The following is an 18,568-nucleotide window of genomic DNA, read 5'->3' as shown; positions in this document are numbered from 1 at the left end:
AAGGCGTGGTGGGGGGCTGCGACGCATCGCGTGGCGCCCCTCGGCCGGCGTGCCGCCCAGGGCGGCCCCAGGGGCTTGGCCCGATCCGAGCCCGCCGCGAGGTCACGGGGACCGAGCGCTCATCGGCTCGGTCAGCCGATGTAGCCCTCGAGGTCGGCGACGATGTCGAGGGAGCCGTTGGCGTTGTGGATGTGGAGGCAGCCGTTGGTGTCGAGGGGGATCACGGCCAGGACCGGCCTGGTTTCACCGGCGCCCAGGTTGTCGTTGTATGTGTTCGGGAGGGTGCCGGCGCCGTAGGCGGTCAGGTGGGTGGCGGTGGTCGGGGCGACGCCGGTGAGGTTGACCAGTACGGCGGTCGCGCCGGCCGGGACGCCGTGGACACCGGTGACCTTCACGGTGAGGGTGCGGTTCGCGCCGAGCCGACCGGTCGGGGCGCCCGTGCCGTTGCGGGTGTCGAGGAAGCGGGTGGGACTGGCAGGCACGTAGGGGCTGCCCCAGGGGGAGGTGCCGTCGACGACGGAGTTGGTGTAGAGGCCCTGGAGGTCGGCGATCAGGTGGACGTGGCCGCCGCTGTTGTAGATCTTGATCTTGCCGCCGGTGCACACCTTCGTCACGACCAGGTTGGAAACGGTCTGCCCAGCGCGGTAGTTGAGGTTCGACGTGCTGGGGCGACTGCCGCAGTAGGCGGTGACCACCCCACTGCCGGTGCCCCCGGTCACGGTGACGTCGAGGACGGCGCCGACGGTGGCCGAGCCCCGTCCTGTCTTCGGCAGGGTGACGGTCGTCGTGCTTCCGGAGGCGACCTTGCCCTTGGCGGCGCCGGTGCCGTAGCGGGTGTCCAGGACGCGCGTCGGGGTGACGGGAGCGAGGTTGCTCATGCGGTCGTCGACGGAGCTGGAGCTGGAGCCGGCCTTAGTGGTGAAGTAGCCCTCTACGTCGGCGATGAGGTCGACGTGGCCGTGCGCGTTGTACAGGTCGACACAGCCGCCCGTGCCCACCCGGACCGTGACCAGGTTCGGGTTGGTCCGCCCGGCGGTGAAGTCGAGGTCGGACGCGGCCGGGCGCGTCGTGCCGTCCGGATACGCCGTGACGTAACTGCTCGCGGTCGCGCCGGTGTCGGTGACGTTCAGGGTGACCGCGGTCACCCCGGAAGCCGGGACGCCGCCCACGCCGAGGACCTTGAGGCGGACCACGCCGCCGGGGCCGACCTGCCGCTTGGCGGCACCGGTGCCGTTGCGGGTGTCCAGGACGCGGCTCGGGCCGGTGGCGACGTAGGACGGGCCGACGGTGGTCAGGGTGGTGTCGGTGGCGGTGCGTCCGCCGGAGTCGGTGAGCCGCTGGGTGACGGTGTACGTGCCGGCGGCGGCGTACGTGTGCCGGACCACACTCTTGGGGCCGGTCACGGAGACCGCTTTCGAGCCGTCGCCGAAGGTGATCAGGTCACTGGTGATCGGGTAGCCGCTGAAGCCGGCGGCGGTGAAGGCGCAGCCGGCGGTGTCCGGCAGGGAGGGGGCGATCTGGATGGAGGCGCTCCGGCAGTCGAGGCTCCCGGTCAGCTCCGGCAGCGGACGCACGGGGAAGTAGGAGCTGAGCTCGGTGCCCATCGTGGTGCCGTCCGGCCGGTACACCGTGACGGTGGCGTAGATCTTGGTGCTCGTGGTGGGCTGCGTGTACGTGTGGGTGACCGAACGCGTGGTGGAGGTGGCCGTGGTGCCGTCCCCGAAGGCGAAGGTGTAGCGGTAGCCGTCGAGGGAGTCCGACCAAGGGTTGACGAAACCGGCGGTGAAGGTGACGGGGATGCCTGCGTAGGCGTTCTCGTACGTGCCGCCCGCCATCTCCAGGCTCAGTGGGTCCTGTACCTCGGTCGCGCCCCGGTCGTAGCCGCCGGCGCCCGTGCCGGTGTCGGCGACCAGGGGATCGTCGACTCGTTGCGCGCCGTGGAGATCGGTGGCGAGTTCGCCGGGTGCGTCGGCGTCCGCGGAATCGATCAGCGGCGTGCTCTGCGTGGACAGCGTCACGTCCGTCTGGTCCAGGTCGTGGGCTCCCTGACCGGTACCGGTCAGGAACGCCTGGCTGGTCCCGTACGCGGTGCCGGCCCAGTCGTAGTCGGTTCCGGCCGACTGCGGGTTGACGGCGTTGTAGTCCGCGGTGACCTGCGGTGCCGAGGTGGTGTCCACCGTGATCTCGGCGGGGGTGCCGGTGTCCGGGCAGGATGCCGTCGTGTCGGGCCGTACGACGGTGTTCTCCACGGACCCGGAGGTGCCGGCGGTCAGGCTGATGCCGTTGCCGCAGGTCGTCACGATGGTGTCGCCGGCCAGCCGGATGCCCGTGGTGCCGGTGGCCGATATGCCTCCGCCGAGCGACGTGGTGTCGTCGGCCAGCGTGATGTCCTGTGCTCCGGCCGCACTCGTGAAGGCCGGAGCACCGGACTCGGGGGCGATCTGCAGCCGGGTGAGTGCGATGCCGGTGGAGGAACCGTCGACGGCGATCGTCCCGCCGGCACCGGTGGCCGCCTGGGCCGTGCTGACCGAACCCGTGTCGTAGGAGATGTGCTGCGACAAGGAGAACACCAGCGTGCTCGGCCCGCTCGACGAGAGGCTGAACCCTGACACGTCGACGTACCGGGCGCCGGAGAAGGTCATCGCCGGTGTCGAGGCCCCGGCCAGAACGCGAGCGGTGGCGGTGGCCGCCGGATTGTCGCCGGGAGCCGCGACGAAGGTGACGGGCGCGTCCGCGGTGCCGGCCGACCCGATGGTCACGGGGGCGTACCGGGTCGTGTTCCGTGCCACGTGGACGGTGTCCCCCGGGCCCGCCGAGTCCGCGGCCGGCTGGATCTGGCAGAAGGGCTCCGCCTGTGAGCCGGGTCCGGTGTCGCTGCAACCGGCGGCGTCGTCGTCGACGTACAGGGCTGTGCCGGTGGTGGCGTGGGCGACGCCGGTACCGAGACCGCCGAACAGTACGGAGACGACGGCAGCGGATCTCACCAGCAGTCGCCTGCGGCTCATGGACGTGCTCCCCCTGGGCCGTAGGAGGCGTCGCACGCCGACCCGCACAGCCGTTCAGATCCAGTCACCTGTCAGCTGGAGTTGGCGGAAGAGTACGGCAGATCAGGCGGCCGGATCACGAAAGTACGAACGTCCCGCTGCCGACTACGCCGTTGAGGGAAAAACTTGATCACCGGAAGGGCATTGCACGGCAGACGCTTGAGCTTTCCATTACCTCGCGCGCTCTCTTCGGACAAGGAAGCCGACCGCCCGGCTTGGCCGCAGCGGCTCGCTGAGGACGCAGGACGGTGACTGTGCAGGCGTAGCCGTGGGCGGACTTCCGCCGGTCCTGGGCAGGACGAGCGCGGCTGTTCGAGCGGGTGAGCGGGCACGGGGGCTTCTTCCCAAGCTGAGAGCGCGAGTGCGATTCGTGGCACCCGTTCCATGACAAACCCCCGGGTCGATGAACGGGAGGTTGCCTGTCGACCAGACCGGTGCACGGTGTGCGCGCCACAACCGACCGGCCGGCTTTCGGTGTACTCCCTCCTTGTGGTGTGCGGCGTTGCGCCCGTGTTCTTCGGCCTCTCCGCCCGCACCGTCTCGTCCAGTCCGGCTGCCTTGAAGCCATCGGGGTCCCTTCCTGCGCACCGGGCCGGAACGGTGCCGTGGTGATCAAATCGTTGCTGCGCCGCGTACAACCGCGAACAGCTGTCTCCTGTCCCACAGTTAGCCGCTGGGGATGAGCCTCTGGCCGGTGCGACCACGCGCTCGGTCCAGACTGCAGGGGGAAGGACGGGTTCGAAGATGGGGAAGACGATGTGGGGCGCGGTAGTGGCCGGTGGAGCGGCGATCGTGTTCACAGGGGTGGCTACGGTGCCGGCCGGGGCGGCGGAGGGCGGGGTCTCGTTCAGCCGGGTCACGGTGAACGGCGGGAAGCCGATCGTGATCGGGGTCAAGGAGGAGGTCGAGGTGCGGGCCGCCTTCCGGATGACGACCAAGCTCAAGTTCGACTTCGGGCCGAAGGTGTTCCCCTACCGGGGGAAGCCCGACTCGGGGGACAGGCTGTACAGCTCCGTCATCACCAGCGACTGCGAGGTCGTGGACAAGGCGAAGGGAATCTGCGACTTCGATGAATGGCTGTACATCGACCCGCGGCACGTCGACTTCGGGAACGAGGACGCCGGTACGTGGAAAACCGCCGCTCAGGTCTTTCTCGCCGGTGACGCTCAGGACACCGACGACGTGAACCTCCCGTTGCAGGTCAAGCGTGCTACACGCGTCACCGTCAACGCCTCGCCGGAGCCGGTCGCGGCCGGGAAGACGCTCACCGTGACCGGACGGATCACACGGGCGAACTGGAACACCCACACGTACCAGGGGTACGCGGGCCGCACGGTGAGCCTGCAGTTCAAGGCGGCGGGCGCTTCCTCGTACACAACGGTCAAGAAGGTGACTTCGAGTGGTACGGGGGCGCTCAGGACCACGGTGAAGGCCACCAAGCCGGGGACGTGGCGGTGGACGTATCAGGGGAACTCCACTTCTGGGGCGAAGTCGTCGAGCGGGGACTACGTCACCGTGCGGTAGGCGTGGTCACAGGGCATGCTGAGGGCCGTGCATGAACAACTGCACGAGGTGGCGCCGCAGCTCTGAATCCTCTGCTACCCGAACGGGTACCGCCCTGGGCCCGTTCGGGTGGGGAAGACCGGTGTGCTCGTGCAACGAGGCGCCCGGCTGTCGGCCGCTTCCATGACCTGGGCGGGATCGAGTCCGGAATGACGCTCTCGCGCACATTCGGACCGAGGGCATGCCCATAGCGTGCCCTTAAGACCGGTCAACCGCGGTGAACAGCGGTGCGAGGCTGTGCTCTCGGGCGCCGCACGAGGGCACATACATCCAGCTCAGGAGCTATCTGACCGTCCAAGCGCCGTCGCTTCCCAAGCTGAGAGCGCGAGTTCGATTCTCGTCACCCGCTCCATGTGAAACCCCCAGGTCAGAGACCAGGGGGTTCTTTGTTGTCTAGACCGGTGGCCCGGTCGCGCACCGCAACCGCACCATTAGCCCTCAGCAGCCTCCTCGCTGTGGTGCGCGGGGTCGTCCCTGTGGCACTTCGCACGCTGGCCCGGTCCCGGTCGCTGGTCATGTGTTGGTGGATCAGCGCGGCTCGGGAGCTGCTGTGGCCCATGCGCGTCATCGGCTCCCGGGTGCCGGCTCCCGCCGTCGAGGCGAGCGTGTTGCCCGTGTGCCGAAGGTCGTGGAAGTGCAACTCGGCCGTGACACCGCAGCCTTCCGAGCCTTCACCCAGTCGTCCCTCCGCCGCAGTTGCCCGCCTCTGCGGATCGACGAAAGCGTGTGTCTCGGTCGGCAGCGGCGAAGTGCTCCAGGTGATGCGTGACCGCGTCGAGGAGTGTCTGGACCACGTCAGGTCAGGAGGTATGCCTTCAGGATCGTCACCGCGTAGGTGTTGCCGATGGTGTCGGTCAGGATGGATTTGAGGGAGACCGAGCGGGCGTTTTCCGGGTGGGTCAGGGTGATGGTCCTTTTGCCGTGGGTCGTGGTCACCGGGGCGGGGGACCAGGACTTTCCGGCGTTGTAGGAGACCTTCACCGTCAGGGACTTCAGGTGGGTGGCGGCTGGGCCCTGGAGGGAGAGGGGGATCGTGGTGCGGCGGCCTGCGGGGGCCGTGCCGGTCGGGGTCAGCTTCGGGTGGAAGCGGACCGTGGAGAGGGGCAGCGCGCCGGAGTCGGACGGGCTGGACGTGAAGGTCCAGGTGGCTGTCAGGCGGCTCGTGGTCGTGGCCACGCCTGGCGGGCGGGTCAGGTTCGTCCGGATCGTGTAGCGGGCCGGGACGGACGGGAGCTTCTCCACGGTCTGGCAGAGGTCGCCGTCGTTGTCGAGCAGGGTGCTGCCGTCCGCGGTCACCGTGGTGTGGCGTTTCGCTGTGGAGGAGGCGGGGTGTCCTGCCCCGTCGGCGAGGTCGGGGACGCACAGATCGAGGGTGTCGCCGTCGCGCCGTGCGCCGTACGGGCCGCCGGTGATCGGGCTGAAGACACCGACGTTGTACGTGGCCGCGTAGGTCCGGCCCGCCTGGTACGACCTCGCGCTCTCCGTGCCGTAGAAGACGTCGTCGTCTCCGGAGGGGTTTCGCTGGCCCAGGTTGGCCGTCCACTGGAAGCCCTTGGGCGTGGTGACGTAGATCTTCGCGGTCGTCGGCAGCGGGAAGGGGTCGCTCACTGTGCCGAGCGACAGGGTGGGGCCGCTCCACATGACGTTGACGATGCCCTTGCGGTGCGCGACGGACGAGCCGAAGTTCCGCTTCAGCAGCGCCAGTTCGTTCATGCGCGTGGTGTGCCGATAGCCGGTGGGGAAGCGGTCGGGCAGGTTGTGGAGCAGGTGGTAGGTGGTGCTGCCCTTCTGCCACAGGCCGCCAAGCTGCGTGCTGAGCCTCCCGGCCGGGGCATTCGGTCCCAGGGTCGCGGTGCGCAGGTTCTTGAACGTCCCCCAGAACAGGGTGCTGTTGTGCGCTTCGCTCCCGGTGTCCCCGGTGCCCACGGCGAGGTTGAGCTGGCCGTCGGACATCTTCGCGCCCTGCGGCGCGGTGATCCGGACCGGCCTCGCCTTGCGCGCGTCGAAGACGACCGTGGTCTCCCCGGTGAGGGAGAGCCGGGGCCGGACCAGCGCGGAGGTGCCCTCGGCGTCTTCCAGCACGGTGTCCACGACGTAGTCGCCGCGCGGGACCCGCACCCGGTACACGCCCTTGGAGATCTGCTCGTAGTCCGCGAGGTTCGTGGTCCAGTACGTGCCCGAGTACCCGAGGATCTCGGTCAGCGGAGCGCTCACGGGCTTGCCGCCGCGGTCGAGGAACTTCAGGGTGAGGTCATATACCTCGGCCTCGCGTACGACGCCGAAGGCGGTCCGTACGGCAGCGGGTTCGGCGCCGTTCCTCGCGGTGGCGACCAGCGTGCCCGAGTAGGCGCCGTCCGCCGCCTCGACGCGGGTGTCCGCGGTGAGGTCGACGCCGGCGGTGCCGCCCGCCGGGACGGTGAGCTGAGTGGTGCTCAGCGTGAACATGCCTTCGGGGGACGTGCTGCCTCCGGGGCCGGTCGCGGTGGCCGTCAGGTCCAGGGTGACGGGCTGGTCGCCGTCGTTGCGGTAGGTGATGTGCTGGGTGACCGGCCGGTCGTCGGTGTGGGGCCACAGCTGCTTGCCGAAGGACACGGAGGTCTGTTCGCTCGCCACCGCCCCCTCCAGTGCCCTGGACACGTCGACCCGGCCCGTCCCCTGCTGGTAGCCGGTCGCGCCGGTGGTCGGGGTGGTGGACGCGGTGAGCGCCTGCTTGATCCGTGCGCCGGTCCAGTCGGGGTGCCGCTGGGCGAGGATCGCGGCCGCCCCCGCGACATGCGGCGTCGCCATCGACGTACCGGACATGGAGACATATCCGTCGGCAGCCGGGTCGCCCATGTGGCCGTGCGCCGCCCTCGCCGAGACGATGGCCACGCCCGGCGCCGTGAGGTCCGGTTTCAGCGCGCTGTCGGCGGTCGGGCCGGTGCTGGAGAAGTCGGCGAGCCGGTCCTCGCCGTCGACGGCGCCCACGGTGAGCGCCGACTCCGCGGCCCCCGGGGAGCCGACGGTTCCCGCCTCGGGGCCCTCGTTGCCGGCCGCGGCGACGGTGAGCATGCCGGTGCTCTTCGAGAGGGCGTTCACCGCCGCCTCGACCGGGTCCTCCCCCGGGGTGTCGGCCTGGCCCAGGCTGAGGTTGGCCACCTTGGCGCCCTGCCCGGCGGCCCACTCCAGGCCGGCGATGACGGACGAGTCGGTGCCCTCGCCGTCGTCGTTCAGCACCTTCGCGTTGAGGATCTTCGCGCTGGGTGCGACTCCCTTGTAGCGCCCGCCGGAGCGGGCTCCCGAGCCCGCCACCGTCGCCGCGACATGCGTGCCGTGGCCGGCCATGTCGTCGGTGCTGCCGGTGCCGCTGAAGTCCTTCGCTGCCGTCACCGCCGAGGCGAGGTCCGGGTGTGAGGTGTCGACGCCGGTGTCCAGGACGGCGACCTTGACGCCCTTGCCGTCGTATCCGGCCGCCCAGGCGGCCGGGGCGCCGATCTGCGCGACGCCGCCGCCCAGCTCCTCGGCCTTCGCGCCGTCTTCGTCCGCCGGCGCCTTGAACCGGCCGTCCAGCCAGACCCGCGCGACTCCCTGCTCCTCCGTGAGGGCCTGCCACATGTCGTCGGCCCCGGCCTTGGGCACAGTGATCGCGGCGCCCGCCACACTGGGCAGCTCCCGGCGCACGGTGGCGTCCGCCTCCGCGACCAGTGACTTCTGGGTGCTCCTGCGCTGGGCGGACTTGCCCTCGTACGACACGATCAGCGGGAGCGTGCGACGCCGGGTGTCGTCGTAGCCGGCGCGTATCAGGCCGCTGACGTCGAACAGCCGCATGTCCAGGACGCCTTGGCCGATCAGGGCGGCGGCGTCGGCGGGAACGACGTACTGATCGCCCCCGACGCCGCGCACGGACACCGGGACGTGCTCACGGCCCGGTGCCCGCCGTACGCCCGTCACCCGGCCCCGGGCGTCCAGCCGGACCCGGTCGCCGGTGAGGAGGGTGACGTACCGGCCGGCCGCGGAGGCGGAGCCGGCGGTCCGCGCGCCGAGGGCGGAGCCGCCGGGCGCCGCGACGGTGGCGGTGTCCTGCGCGCGCACGCCGAGGCCGGAGCCCGTGGCCGCCACCGAGACGCCCGTCATCAGCCCCGCCACCAGCAGGGCGGCCAGCGAGGCGCTTGTGGTTCTGTCGCGCATTCAGCTCACCTGCCCGGGCACCTGCTTGGCGGCGTCGACGACCGCGCGCTCGGTGATCGCGCTGGTGTGCGTGACGGTACCGACCTTGAGGGGATCGCCCGCCGTGGCCTTGACCACCACGATGCGCTGGCCGAGGAACCGCAGGGTCTTCTTGTCGAAGATCCACTCGGTGCGCTCGCCGTCGTTCTCCCGCGCGATCGCGACCCCGTGCCGACCCGTGGCGTCGACCGCGTCATCCACCGAGACGACGCCGGGGATCTTGGCCGCGGCCTTGTAGAGGGCGGCGCCGACCTCGGCGGGCGGGTAGCTCTCGAACAGCAGATCGCCGATCGCGACGAAGGCGGCCTGGTCGCGCGGGACTTCGGGGTCCCGGACGGCGTCCGACTCGCGGTAGATCCGCTGGAGCAGCGTGTCGGGGTCGGTCGGCAGCTCGGCCAAGGCGTTGTAGGCGCCGCTGAACGGGACGTCGCTCTTCAGGGTGATGCCCTTGTCGCTGGTCTCGCCGGCCTCGATCAGCCAGCCGTCCCTGCCGTCGAGGGAGTTCCAGACCTGGCGGGAGTGCAGCTCGTTGCTGACCGCCTCGCTCTTGTCGCCGACGGTCTTGATGTAGGTGTCGGCCACCTTCGAGGCGATGTAGATGTACTGGCCCTTGCGCGGGGTGGGCGCGGAGGTGTCGGCGGCGGCCAGGGAGATGCGTTCGAGGAGCTGGGGGGCGCCCTTGGGGTCGGCGACGCCGATGCTGGTGGTCAGTGCGGGGCCAGTGGCCAGGGCGGTCTTGCCGCCGTCGGTCCCGCCGCCGGTGAGGGCGAGGCCGCCCACGACCGCGCCGGCCAGGGCGAAGGCCGCGGCGGGCAGCAGGACCGTACGGCGCAGGAACGGGTTGGGGCGCTTCAGGGACGCGACCGGAGAGGTGGCGGACGTACGGGAGGAGGTGCGGAGGTCTTCGTGGATCTGGGCCATCATCTGCTCCTTGTGGAACTGGTGGCGGCCCGCCGGCAGTTCCCGCTCGGCGGAGGGCAGCAGACTCTGCGTCTCCGTCCACTCGGCCGGGTGGGGCCGGTGGGAGGGGCTGGCGTTCATCGGTTTCCTTCCTGTGCGGACCGGACCGCGTATCCGCGATCACCTGTTATCTGCCGGTTCGTGCGGGTGGGTTCCCTTTTTTCTCCGAGTAGTTGCGCGTCGGTGAGCTTGCGCAGCTTGGCGCGGGCGCGGGAGAGGCGGGAGCGGACGGTGCCGACCGGGATACCCAGGGCGCGGGCCGCCTCGGCGTACTCCATCCCCTCCCACAGGCACAGCGTCAGGACCTCACGCTCGGGACGCTTGAGCAGGCTGAGGGCGGCGAGCGTGGCGTTGATACGGCGCCGGTCGTCCAGGCGTCCGGCGGTCTCCTCGGCGTGGTCCTCGACCCGTTCCTCTGCGGCGTGCGCGGCTGCCGCGGCGCTCGCCGCGTTGCGGTAGCGGCGGTTGCTGCGGTGGTGGGAGCGGGCGACGTTGGTAGCGATGCCCAGCAGCCACGGCCGCAGCGAGCCGCCTTCGGCCTCAACCGAGGCCCGGCGCCGCCACGCCTCCATGAAGGTCGTCGACATCACGTCCTCGGCCAGCGACCAGTCGGCGGTCAGCCGGAAGGCGTGGTTGTACACCGCGCGGGCGCACGCGTCGAAGAGTTCCGCGAAGGCGTCCGGATCTCCGTTTCGCACCCGGGTTCGCATATCTGTGGTCACGTCTTGAACTGACTTATGGTGCGGGCGAGTTCCCGTGAGACACGTCACAGCCGTCGCACAGGTCACCGGGGCGGTTGATTTGGTGGTGGCCGCCGCAGCCGAGCTGCAGGGGCTCACTCTGCTGCACCACGACCGGGACTTCGAGTGCATCGCCGCCGTCACCGGCCAGGCACTCCAGTGGTACGGCCCTGAAGCCGGCAAGTGAGCCAGGTGCTGGCGGGACGCTTCCCCGGATGGCTCCGCACTCGCGAAGCGCTCCCCGGGCTGGACATGCGAGCCAATCGAGCCGAGAAAGGCGCCCGTTCCCTTTGGCACTCGGCCTGCCGCGCTTCAAAGCCGTGCCCACAGCGTGCCCATAAGAGCGGACAACCACGGTCAACAGCGGTGCGAACCAGTCCTCGCGAGGCGGCCGCTACGCCACATAAGCGCAGGTCAACGATTGCATGACCTTCCAAGCGCCGTCGCTTCCCAAGCTGAGAGCGCGAGTTCGATTCTCGTCACCCGCTCCAGCAGAAACCCCCAGGTCGTGGACCCGGGGGTTCTTTGTTGTCTAGACCTGTGGGCGGGTGCCGCACCACTAGCGCACCATTAGCCCGCTGAGGACTCCTGAGTGTGGTGCGGACGGCCGTCGGTGTGGTGCTTCGCACGCTCGGCGCGGACCATGCTGCCGAGGCCTGCGGCGACCTCCTGTTGCCTGTCGTGGTCGGAGTGTTGGTAGATCATCCCGTCCTTGAGGGTGATGTCCGGTCGGGTCGAGAGGGTGTGGCCGGTGTCACGAAGGTCGTAGGAAGGAGGTGCGACGGAAGGCGGCTCCCTTTCGCCGACGAAGAGCAGACCAGCGGGCCCTTCTCGGCGTACCAGCCGAGGTGCCGCCTCAGATCCTTGTGGAGGAAGACCGGGAGGACGACCGTACGGACGCCCGTATCTGTCTTGGTCTCGCCGGGAGCCCGTTTGCCGTTCGATGCGTGGCACGGTGATCCGGCGCGTACGACGGCGCTCCCTCTGCCAGGGCCAAGGCGGAGGATGACTCTGCTTACATGCTGTGACGCCGCGCGCCAGGGGCGTCCCTCCTTTTCGAGCCGCCGGCTTGTGGCAGGGTCGCCTGTATGTCGTGCCCCTTCTGCCGGCTCATCCGCGAAGACAGTGCGCAATGGGTGGCCCGTGAACCGTCCGCCTGCGCGTTCACCCCGCTCGACCCTCTCGCTCCAGGGCACACCCTGGTGGTGCCGACGGCTCATCACGCTGACGTCTTCGACACGCCCACCGAGGTACTGACCGAGACGGTCGATCTGGTCCAGCGTCTGGCGAGAGCCATGCGCGTCGGTTTGAAGGCGACTGGGGTGAACGTTCTCAACGCGAGTGGTCCAGGATCGGAACAGTCGGTACGCCACCTGCACTTCCACGTCGTTCCTCGATGGCCCGACGATGGCATCTCCACCTGGCCGACCGGGCAGTCACGGCATCCGTTCGCCGGCGACCCGACCGTGCGACTCTCCGAGGCGCTGTCAGTCGGCAAGCACCGTAGAAGTTGAGGCAGAGAGTGCGAACGGGCAGCCGATGGTCACCGCTCTGGGAGGCACCAGGGACTCGAACGGTCTGCGGCCTACGGCCGTGCGCGTCGGAGCGATCAGTCCCACCAATCGTCGCCGGTGTGCCAACGCCGCACCCACTCCTCGAAACCCCATGCCTGGTTGCCGGGGGTCGGGACGACGCCGACGTCGGCGATCATCCACACCTCGCCGCGGCGGGGACCGGTGGTCAGCAGAAGCCAGAACGACTGCCCATCCTCGGATCCGAGAACAACGGACCCGTTGTTGAACGCGGCGTTGATCCGCGGGTCCCCGGGGCCGGCACTCTCGTCGTCCTCCCAGAGCCAGGCCGTCTCCAGAGGGAACGGGTGCCCTGGCTGTCGCGGGCCGAGGTCGGGCCACGTGTCGGGCAGCCAGCCGAGCGGCTGGAGACCGCCGTCGCCGGCGGGGCCCAGGCTCGATCCGTTGCTGACTTCCGCGATGAAGGTCCGGTACGGCTCCGGCAGGGCCACCCCATTCTTTTGCTCCCACTCCGCGACGGCTCCCTGCCCGAGCGGGGGCTCGCGCCACTCCGTCGGGAACACAGAGCGCAGGAAGTCGAGAGTGGTTTCGGCCGGACGCTGATCACGTGTGTCTGTCACGGCCGCATGCTCGCAGAAGGGGCTGACAGCCCATCGTGGCCGCCTCCCCCCGGATCCGCTGGCTAGTCTGCGGGCATGACGGAGCACCTCGGGTTCGGCGCGATGCTGGCGCGGTTGCTGGACCACAGGAAGTTCACGGCACAGGAGTTGACCGAACGCGGCGGTTTGACCGCAGACGAGGTCCGGGCGGTGCTCGCGGGGAAGATTCCCACAGAGGCCATGCTCCGCCGGCTTGCGCCTGCACTGGGCTTCCAAGCCGTCGATCTGTTCATTCTCTCGGGGCAGGCGGTCCCCGAGGACCTGGCGCCGCTGGAGGCTACGGCCGCGCAATGGGCGGTGAGCACGGTGACGGAGTCGGTGCGCCTCCCCGCAGCGGGACGCTGTGAACTTCTGAAGTTGATCCGCTCCCTTCCGCAGGAGGAACGGCGTTTCAGCTTCGCCCCGAAGCCGCCCGTTCCCCTCACCGGCGGTCCGGGCGCCTGGGTCATCGGCATGCTCCAGTACCGCAACCTGAACTGGATGGGCATGGCGAGGGTGCTTGCGTTTGTGACGCCCAGCTACCTGTCGGCGGCCACCTACGGCGTGATCGCCTCCGGGCGCAAGGAGCTGACCCCGCGCTTGGTGACGGACTCCGCTGCCCTGCTGGGGATCGACGTCCGCGAACTAGCTCTACTCACGGGCGTTTCCCTCCGCGAGGTGCCGCCTCCTCCGTCTCCGGAAGCCGCGGACGCTGCGGCGCTGCTGTGGGAGGCGCGACGGTTGACTGCTGTCCAGGCGCGATACGTCTGCGAGGCCGCTCGTTCGCTCCGCGAGGACTCCCCTGGCGGGTAGCCCGTCAGCCCGCCCTGACCCTGATACCCGTCGACACCCGCCTGGCCCGGTCCCGAGTTCCGAGCCGGATCGCCAGGGAATTCGCCGAGGGAGGACAGGCCCGTTCCGCGCGGCCGGCGTCTGAACAGCGGCGAGCCTGTGTCAGCGATCTGTGACCGCGTAGGAGATCAACTTGAACACCGAATTATCATGATTCGGGCATGAAGCAGATTGAATAGGCCGAATGAGGTCGGGAACAAGGCGTCGAGCGCCTCGGCCCGGTGACGATGAGTCCGCTACGGAACGCACAGACCGGACCGGGGAGGACGAATGGGCACGCAGGTCAAGTGTGGGTCGACCCAGACCAAGACCGGCAAACGCTGCCAGAATCCGGCGATGATCGGCTACTCCCGCTGCCAGTTGCACCGAGGCGAGTGGACTCCGCCGCAGCGGAAGAAGACCAAGAAGCGCTGACCTGGGATCTGGTTGCCGGGGCGTCTCGATGCCCTAGGAGAAGCCGTACGCAGAGTGGAGAGCCTGCTGCCTGCCTTCCCGTTCCAGAGAACTGCCCCGAACCAGTGACTTCGGCCTGAAGTACCCCGTGGCCTCGACGCCGCCCGCTGGTGGCTCGCCCCGTCCACCGGCACCCCGCACATAGGGATTCCCTGCCCGCACCCCGGCTGCGGCCGGGCCGAGAAGCATGCCGGACGAACCCGCGTCCTCCTCACCGACCGCGAGACGGCCGACATCGAGGCCGTCTGCCTCCGCCACGGCCCCTACCGCACCACCGTCACACCCACCACCGGTGGCTACCTCGACCTGGCCACCCTCTACCGCAACCTGGTCAAGGAACTCGCCCTCACAGCGCACCAGCCGACGGAACCCTGCATGTCATGGTCAAGGGCGGCGACTGGGTCTTCGGCTCCCTCCTCGTCGACGAAGCACTCCAGGCCGTCGGCCTCGCCCGCGCCCAACTCCCGGCCCGCCTCTTCTGCCCGCAGGTCGTCACCGACACGGGCGCGAAACTCTCCAAGTCCCTCATCCGAGACGGTCACGCCCCCTTGCCCAAGGGCGCCACCGACTGGATGCTCGACACCCGGCAGTGGCCCGGCATCGTGGCCGAGTATGCCGACCAGTTGCTGGCGATGACCGAGACGCTCCTGTCCGACCCTCGTCACTTTTTCCGCTCGTACACCGCCGCCGAGATCAACCGCATGATGGCCGCCCAAGACCCCCGGAGCCTTCCCGCCCCATGAGCAGCACCTCCCGCGTCCGCGAACTCAACCTCTACCGCCGTTATTTCGACCTGGTCGCCGCGGGCGCCAAGTCCATCGAGGTACGGGTGAAGTACCCACACCTGGCCGACCTGGCGGCCGGCGACGTCATCCGGTTCCGCATCAAGGGCACGGACGAGACGTGTGAGGTCGAGGTCGAGCGGGTCACCGAATACGCCGGCTTCGAGGCCCTCATCGACGGTGAAGGTCCCTCCACCGTCGACCCCACCGCCACCCGCGACGAACAACTTGCCGGCATCCGGGCCATCTATCCGCCGGAGAAGGAGGCCCTGGGCGCCATGGCCATCGAGATCCAGCTTCTCGGCTGATGCATCGGCGTCAGCTGGGGCCTGCGCTACCGGTCGTCAGGTGGAGATCTCTCTGATCGATACCACACTGCAGCTGTCGCAGGGGCTCGCTCGCGCCGAGATACCCCACGGCCCGGCCCGCCATCGATCGGGAGACCATGGCGCTCGACCTCGTTCTGGGCCCGACGGTCCAGCTGGTAGTCCTTGGAGTTTCGTGGAGCAGTGGGCGGGTGCCGTCCGGATCCCTCTGCGGCCTCACCGGGCTGCGGGCTCTCTCATCGGTTGCCGCCGAGTGTCCGTCAGTGCCGGGCCGTTCAGCCCTCTACGGCGAAGGATTCGATGTAGGCCAGGGCACCGTGCAGTGCGTCACGCAGCGGTGCGGACTCGCCGGCCGCCTGGTCCAGGAGGGCTCCGCCCTGGAACGCGGCGGTGAGCAGGTGGGCGAGCGCGGCCGGGTCGGCTTCCGGCCGCAGTTCGCCGCGCTCGCGCATCTTGCTCAAGCCGCTCCTGAACAGCGCTTGCCACCGTTCGAAGCCGTCGGCCACCGTGTCCCGGTGGGAGGGTTCGGCCTTGACGACCTCGGCGGCCAGGGAGCCGAACGTGCAGCCGCCGCGCAGCATGTCCTGCGAGGCGACGTAGGAGTCGGCCCACTGATGGAGGGCGGCGAAACTGTCCAGCTCGCCCAGCTCCGGTGCCTGGTGGCGGGCGACGATGTTGTCGGCCTGCCAGGCGAGCACCGCGCGTATGAGGGCCTCTTTGGTGGGGAAGTGGCGCGTGAGCTGTGAGCCGCTGACTCCGGCGGCCTCGCGGATCTGCTCGTTGTTGGTGTTCTGGGCGCCGTGTTCGTAGATCAGTTCCGCTGCTGCCGCGATGATGCGCTCGCGCGTGGCCAGACCCTTGGGGGTCAGCTTCCGGGCCGGCACTTCGCTGCTTGCGGTCATGCGGATGACCCTAGCATAAAAATGGGCTTGACAGCCCCTTTTTTTGGGTGTTGCATGAGGTCGAGCCCAAAAAGGGGCTAGCAAGCCCATTTTCATGTGAGGGGCGAACCCTATGTCTACACAGGCCTCACCGCAGGCAGCCGCGACATCGACAAGGCCCGCCGGTGCGGCTCAGGCCGTCACCGACGGGGGTCACCCGCGCCGCTGGAGCATCATGGCGGTGCTGGGCGCCGTCGCCTTCATGGCGCAGCTCGACTTCTTCGTCGTCAACGTCGCCCTCGACGGGATCGGCCGGTCGTTCCCGGGCGCCGGCGTCGCGAGCGTGTCGTGGGTGCTGTCGGCCTACGCGATCGTCTTCGCGGCCGTGCTGGTGCCTGCGGGCCGCATCGCGGATCAGTGGGGCCGCAGGAAGATGCTGCTGTCCGGAGTGGCGCTGTTCACCCTCACCTCCGCCGTCGCGGCCGCCGCACCGAGTCTTGGCGTACTGGTCGCCGCCCGGGCTCTGCAGGCCGTCGGCGCGGCGATGATCGTGCCGACCTCGCTCGGCCTGCTCTACCCGAGCTTCCCCAAGCGGCAGCACACCCTGGTGGTCGGCCTGTGGGCGGGCGTGGGCGCGATCGCGGCCTCGGCGGGCCCGCCCGTCGGTGGTCTGCTCGTCACCCTCGACTGGCGGTGGATCTTCCTGATCAACGTGCCCGTCGGCATAGCCACCCTCCTCGCCGGCGCACTGCTGCTGCCCGAGGTGCGTCAGCCCAAGGGCGCAGCCCTGCCGGACGCGGTCTCCGCCCTCGCCCTGCTGCTGGCCGTGAGCCTGCTGGTGCTCGCCACCGTCCAGGGGCCTGGGTGGGGCTGGACGGACATCCGCACCCTCGCCTTGTTCGCCGCGGCCGCCCTGGCCGCTGCCGCCACCGTCCAGCGAACCCTGCGCGCCAAGGCGCCGGTGATCGAGAGGCAACTGTTCGTCGGCAGGGCGTTCACCGCCGCCGGCATCGCCCTGTTCCTGTTCTACGTCGGCTTCGCCATCGTCCTGCTCAGCACCGCCCTGTTCCTGCAGGAGGTCTGGCACTTCAGCCCGCTGCGCGCAGGCGTCTCCCTCGCCCCGGCCCCCCTGGCCTCGATCGCCTTCGCGATGAACGCCGGCCCCATCCAGAGCCGCTTCGGACGCACCGCCCCCGCCGTGACCGGCACGCTGGCCATGGCACTTGCCGCCGGCTACTGGCTCACAAACGTACAGACCACCCCCGACTACTGGAGCGGCATGTTCCCGGGTCTGATCCTGGTCGGCCTGGCCGGCGGTCTGGCCCAGGCGCCGCTGTTCGCCGCCGCCGGCACCCTCGCACCCGAACGCGCCACCACCGGCAGCGCCGTACTCAACATGAGCCGGCAGATCGGCAGCGCCGTGGGCGTGGCCCTGCTCGTCGCCCTCACCCCCCAGGCCACGACCACCGGCTTCGACCACGCCTGGTGGGTCCAGGCCGGCGCCGGAACCGCCGCGGCCACCGCGCTGCTCGCCCTCCGCCCCCGCCACACCCCCTGACCAACCGCCACGGCACTCGGGTCGGGCCCGCAAACCAGAGCCTCCTGCTGAGCAGGTATCGCACCGCCTCACTCATCTTCTGCGGCACCGGCCCGCAGGACTGACGCTGGACCTCCCACCAGCTCTCTCTCAAGAAACGGAGATCACCCTCATGGATCGCACCCTCCTCGTGATCGGGGCCACCGGCAAGACCGGCCGCCACACCACCGAACTCCTCCTCCAGCACGGACACCACGTCCGCGCACTCGTCCGGGGCCTGGATGGGCGTGCCGAGCGGCTCGCCGCCCTCGGGGCGGACGTCGTGGAGGGCGACGTCCTCGACCTGGACTCCCTGGCCGCGGCGATGAAGGGGGTCGACGCCCTGTACTTCACCTATCCGATCCGTCCCGGCCTGATGGACGCCACCGCGAACGTGGCGCAGGCGGCGGAGGAGAACGGGGTCCAGGCGATCGTGAACATGTCGCAGGTCTCCGCCCGCCGCCACACCGCCAGCAACGCGGCCCGCCAGCACTGGGTCGCCGAACGCGTCCTGGACCACGCCCCGGTCCCGGTCACCCACCTCCGCCCGACCTTCTTCGCCCAGTGGCTGATCGACACCTGGGCCGACGGAACCGGCGAACTGCGCCTGCCGTTCGCCGACGGACGCCACGCCCCCATCGCCGAAAGCGACCAGGCCAAGGTGATCGCGGCCATCCTGGAGGACCCCGCCCCGCACGCCGGCCAGATCTACCCGCTCTACGGAGCCGAGGAGCTCGACCACCACGAGATCGCCGAGAGGATGTCGCGCGCGCTGGGCCGGAAGGTCACCTACGTGCCGATCGAACTCGACGAGTTCGCCGCCATCCTGCGCGGGCGCGGCGCGCCCGACCACCTCGTCCAGCACCTGCTCGCCGTGGCCGTCGACTACCGCAACGGCGTCTTCGCCGGCACCAACGACCTCGTCAAGACCATCGGCGGCAGCGACCCCCTCGACGTCGAGGGCTTCATCGCGCAGAACCGCGCGGCCTTCACCCTGCCCACCACCATCTGAACA

At 69.8% G+C, this 18,568-nt stretch carries 13 protein-coding genes and 2 pseudogenes; 8 read left to right on the top strand and 7 right to left on the bottom strand.

Going from position 1 to position 18,568, the window contains the following annotated elements:
* Positions 1-131: 131 nt before the first annotated feature.
* A complete protein-coding gene (locus ACFY0P_RS09200; RefSeq protein WP_388909033.1) occupies positions 132-3,005 on the bottom strand; it encodes a PKD domain-containing protein in 2,874 nt (957 codons plus the stop codon).
* A gap of 783 nt (positions 3,006-3,788) precedes the next feature.
* Between ACFY0P_RS09200 and ACFY0P_RS09195 the strand changes: the two genes are divergently transcribed.
* The gene (locus ACFY0P_RS09195; RefSeq protein ID WP_388909031.1) at positions 3,789-4,568 is read left to right on the top strand and encodes a hypothetical protein; all 780 of its coding nucleotides are present in this window, start codon (positions 3,789-3,791) and stop codon (positions 4,566-4,568) included.
* Positions 4,569-5,402: 834 nt separating this feature from the next.
* Here the strand turns inward: ACFY0P_RS09195 and ACFY0P_RS09190 are convergent.
* The 3 genes from ACFY0P_RS09190 to ACFY0P_RS09180 are packed head-to-tail and all read right to left on the bottom strand — an operon-like array spanning position 5,403 to position 10,495.
* Positions 5,403-8,774, bottom strand: coding sequence for a S8 family peptidase (locus ACFY0P_RS09190; RefSeq protein ID WP_388909029.1), 3,372 nt, complete (start codon positions 8,772-8,774; stop codon positions 5,403-5,405).
* Positions 8,775-9,854: a CU044_5270 family protein gene (locus ACFY0P_RS09185; RefSeq protein ID WP_388909027.1), complete on the bottom strand. Its 1,080-nt coding sequence runs from the start codon at positions 9,852-9,854 to the stop codon at positions 8,775-8,777.
* Complete coding sequence (locus ACFY0P_RS09180; RefSeq protein ID WP_037797897.1) at positions 9,851-10,495, bottom strand: RNA polymerase sigma factor; 645 nt, start codon at positions 10,493-10,495, stop codon at positions 9,851-9,853. Before ACFY0P_RS09180 ends, ACFY0P_RS09185 begins: the two co-directional genes overlap by 4 nt.
* A gap of 67 nt (positions 10,496-10,562) precedes the next feature.
* Here ACFY0P_RS09180 and ACFY0P_RS09175 point away from each other — a divergent pair.
* Positions 10,563-10,700: pseudogene (locus ACFY0P_RS09175) on the top strand (VapC toxin family PIN domain ribonuclease); the annotation flags it as partial.
* Positions 10,701-11,083: 383 nt separating this feature from the next.
* On the opposite strand, the gene ACFY0P_RS09170 reads toward ACFY0P_RS09175, so the two are convergent.
* Positions 11,084-11,218, bottom strand: a complete 135-nt coding sequence (locus ACFY0P_RS09170) for a hypothetical protein (protein WP_388909025.1) — start codon at positions 11,216-11,218, stop codon at positions 11,084-11,086.
* Positions 11,219-11,601: 383 nt separating this feature from the next.
* Here ACFY0P_RS09170 and ACFY0P_RS09165 point away from each other — a divergent pair, with 383 nt between their 5' ends.
* Positions 11,602-12,027 carry an HIT family protein gene (locus ACFY0P_RS09165; protein WP_388909023.1) on the top strand — a complete coding sequence of 142 codons (426 nt, stop codon included), beginning with the start codon at positions 11,602-11,604 and terminating at the stop codon, positions 12,025-12,027.
* Positions 12,028-12,122: 95 nt separating this feature from the next.
* Here the strand turns inward: ACFY0P_RS09165 and ACFY0P_RS09160 are convergent, their stop codons facing one another.
* On the bottom strand, positions 12,123-12,665 hold the full coding sequence (locus ACFY0P_RS09160; RefSeq protein WP_388909021.1) for an SMI1/KNR4 family protein: 543 nt from the start codon (positions 12,663-12,665) through the stop codon (positions 12,123-12,125).
* A 75-nt stretch (positions 12,666-12,740) separates the two neighbouring features.
* On the opposite strand from ACFY0P_RS09160, the gene ACFY0P_RS09155 reads away from it, so the two are divergent.
* The 3 genes and pseudogenes from ACFY0P_RS09155 (at position 12,741) to ACFY0P_RS09145 (ending at position 15,078) form a co-directional block, all read left to right on the top strand.
* Positions 12,741-13,496, top strand: coding sequence for a hypothetical protein (locus tag ACFY0P_RS09155; protein WP_388909019.1), 756 nt, complete (start codon positions 12,741-12,743; stop codon positions 13,494-13,496).
* 573 nt (positions 13,497-14,069) lie between these two features.
* Positions 14,070-14,731 (top strand): annotated as a pseudogene (locus ACFY0P_RS09150) (hypothetical protein); the annotation flags it as partial.
* Entirely contained in the window at positions 14,728-15,078 is a 351-nt protein-coding gene (locus tag ACFY0P_RS09145) for an ASCH domain-containing protein (RefSeq protein WP_388909017.1), read from the top strand. The pseudogene ACFY0P_RS09150 and the gene ACFY0P_RS09145, both read left to right, overlap by 4 nt.
* Positions 15,079-15,371: 293 nt before the next feature.
* On the opposite strand, the gene ACFY0P_RS09140 is transcribed toward ACFY0P_RS09145, so the two are convergent.
* A complete protein-coding gene (locus ACFY0P_RS09140; protein ID WP_388909015.1) occupies positions 15,372-15,998 on the bottom strand; it encodes a TetR/AcrR family transcriptional regulator in 627 nt (208 codons plus the stop codon).
* A 214-nt stretch (positions 15,999-16,212) separates the two neighbouring features.
* On the opposite strand from ACFY0P_RS09140, the gene ACFY0P_RS09135 reads away from it, so the two are divergent.
* Together ACFY0P_RS09135 and ACFY0P_RS09130 are read left to right on the top strand one after the other, a co-directional pair.
* Positions 16,213-17,535, top strand: coding sequence for an MFS transporter (locus tag ACFY0P_RS09135; RefSeq protein ID WP_388909013.1), 1,323 nt, complete (start codon positions 16,213-16,215; stop codon positions 17,533-17,535).
* Between the two features lie 151 nt (positions 17,536-17,686).
* Positions 17,687-18,565: an NmrA family NAD(P)-binding protein gene (locus ACFY0P_RS09130; RefSeq protein ID WP_388909011.1), complete on the top strand. Its 879-nt coding sequence runs from the start codon at positions 17,687-17,689 to the stop codon at positions 18,563-18,565.
* Positions 18,566-18,568: the final 3 nt, after the last annotated feature.

The organism is Streptomyces sp. NPDC001714, from assembly GCF_042892755.1.
GTDB lineage: Bacteria > Actinomycetota > Actinomycetes > Streptomycetales > Streptomycetaceae > Streptomyces.
Note: the sequence above shows the minus strand (reverse complement) of the source record. Positions and strands in the feature narration are given on the sequence as shown.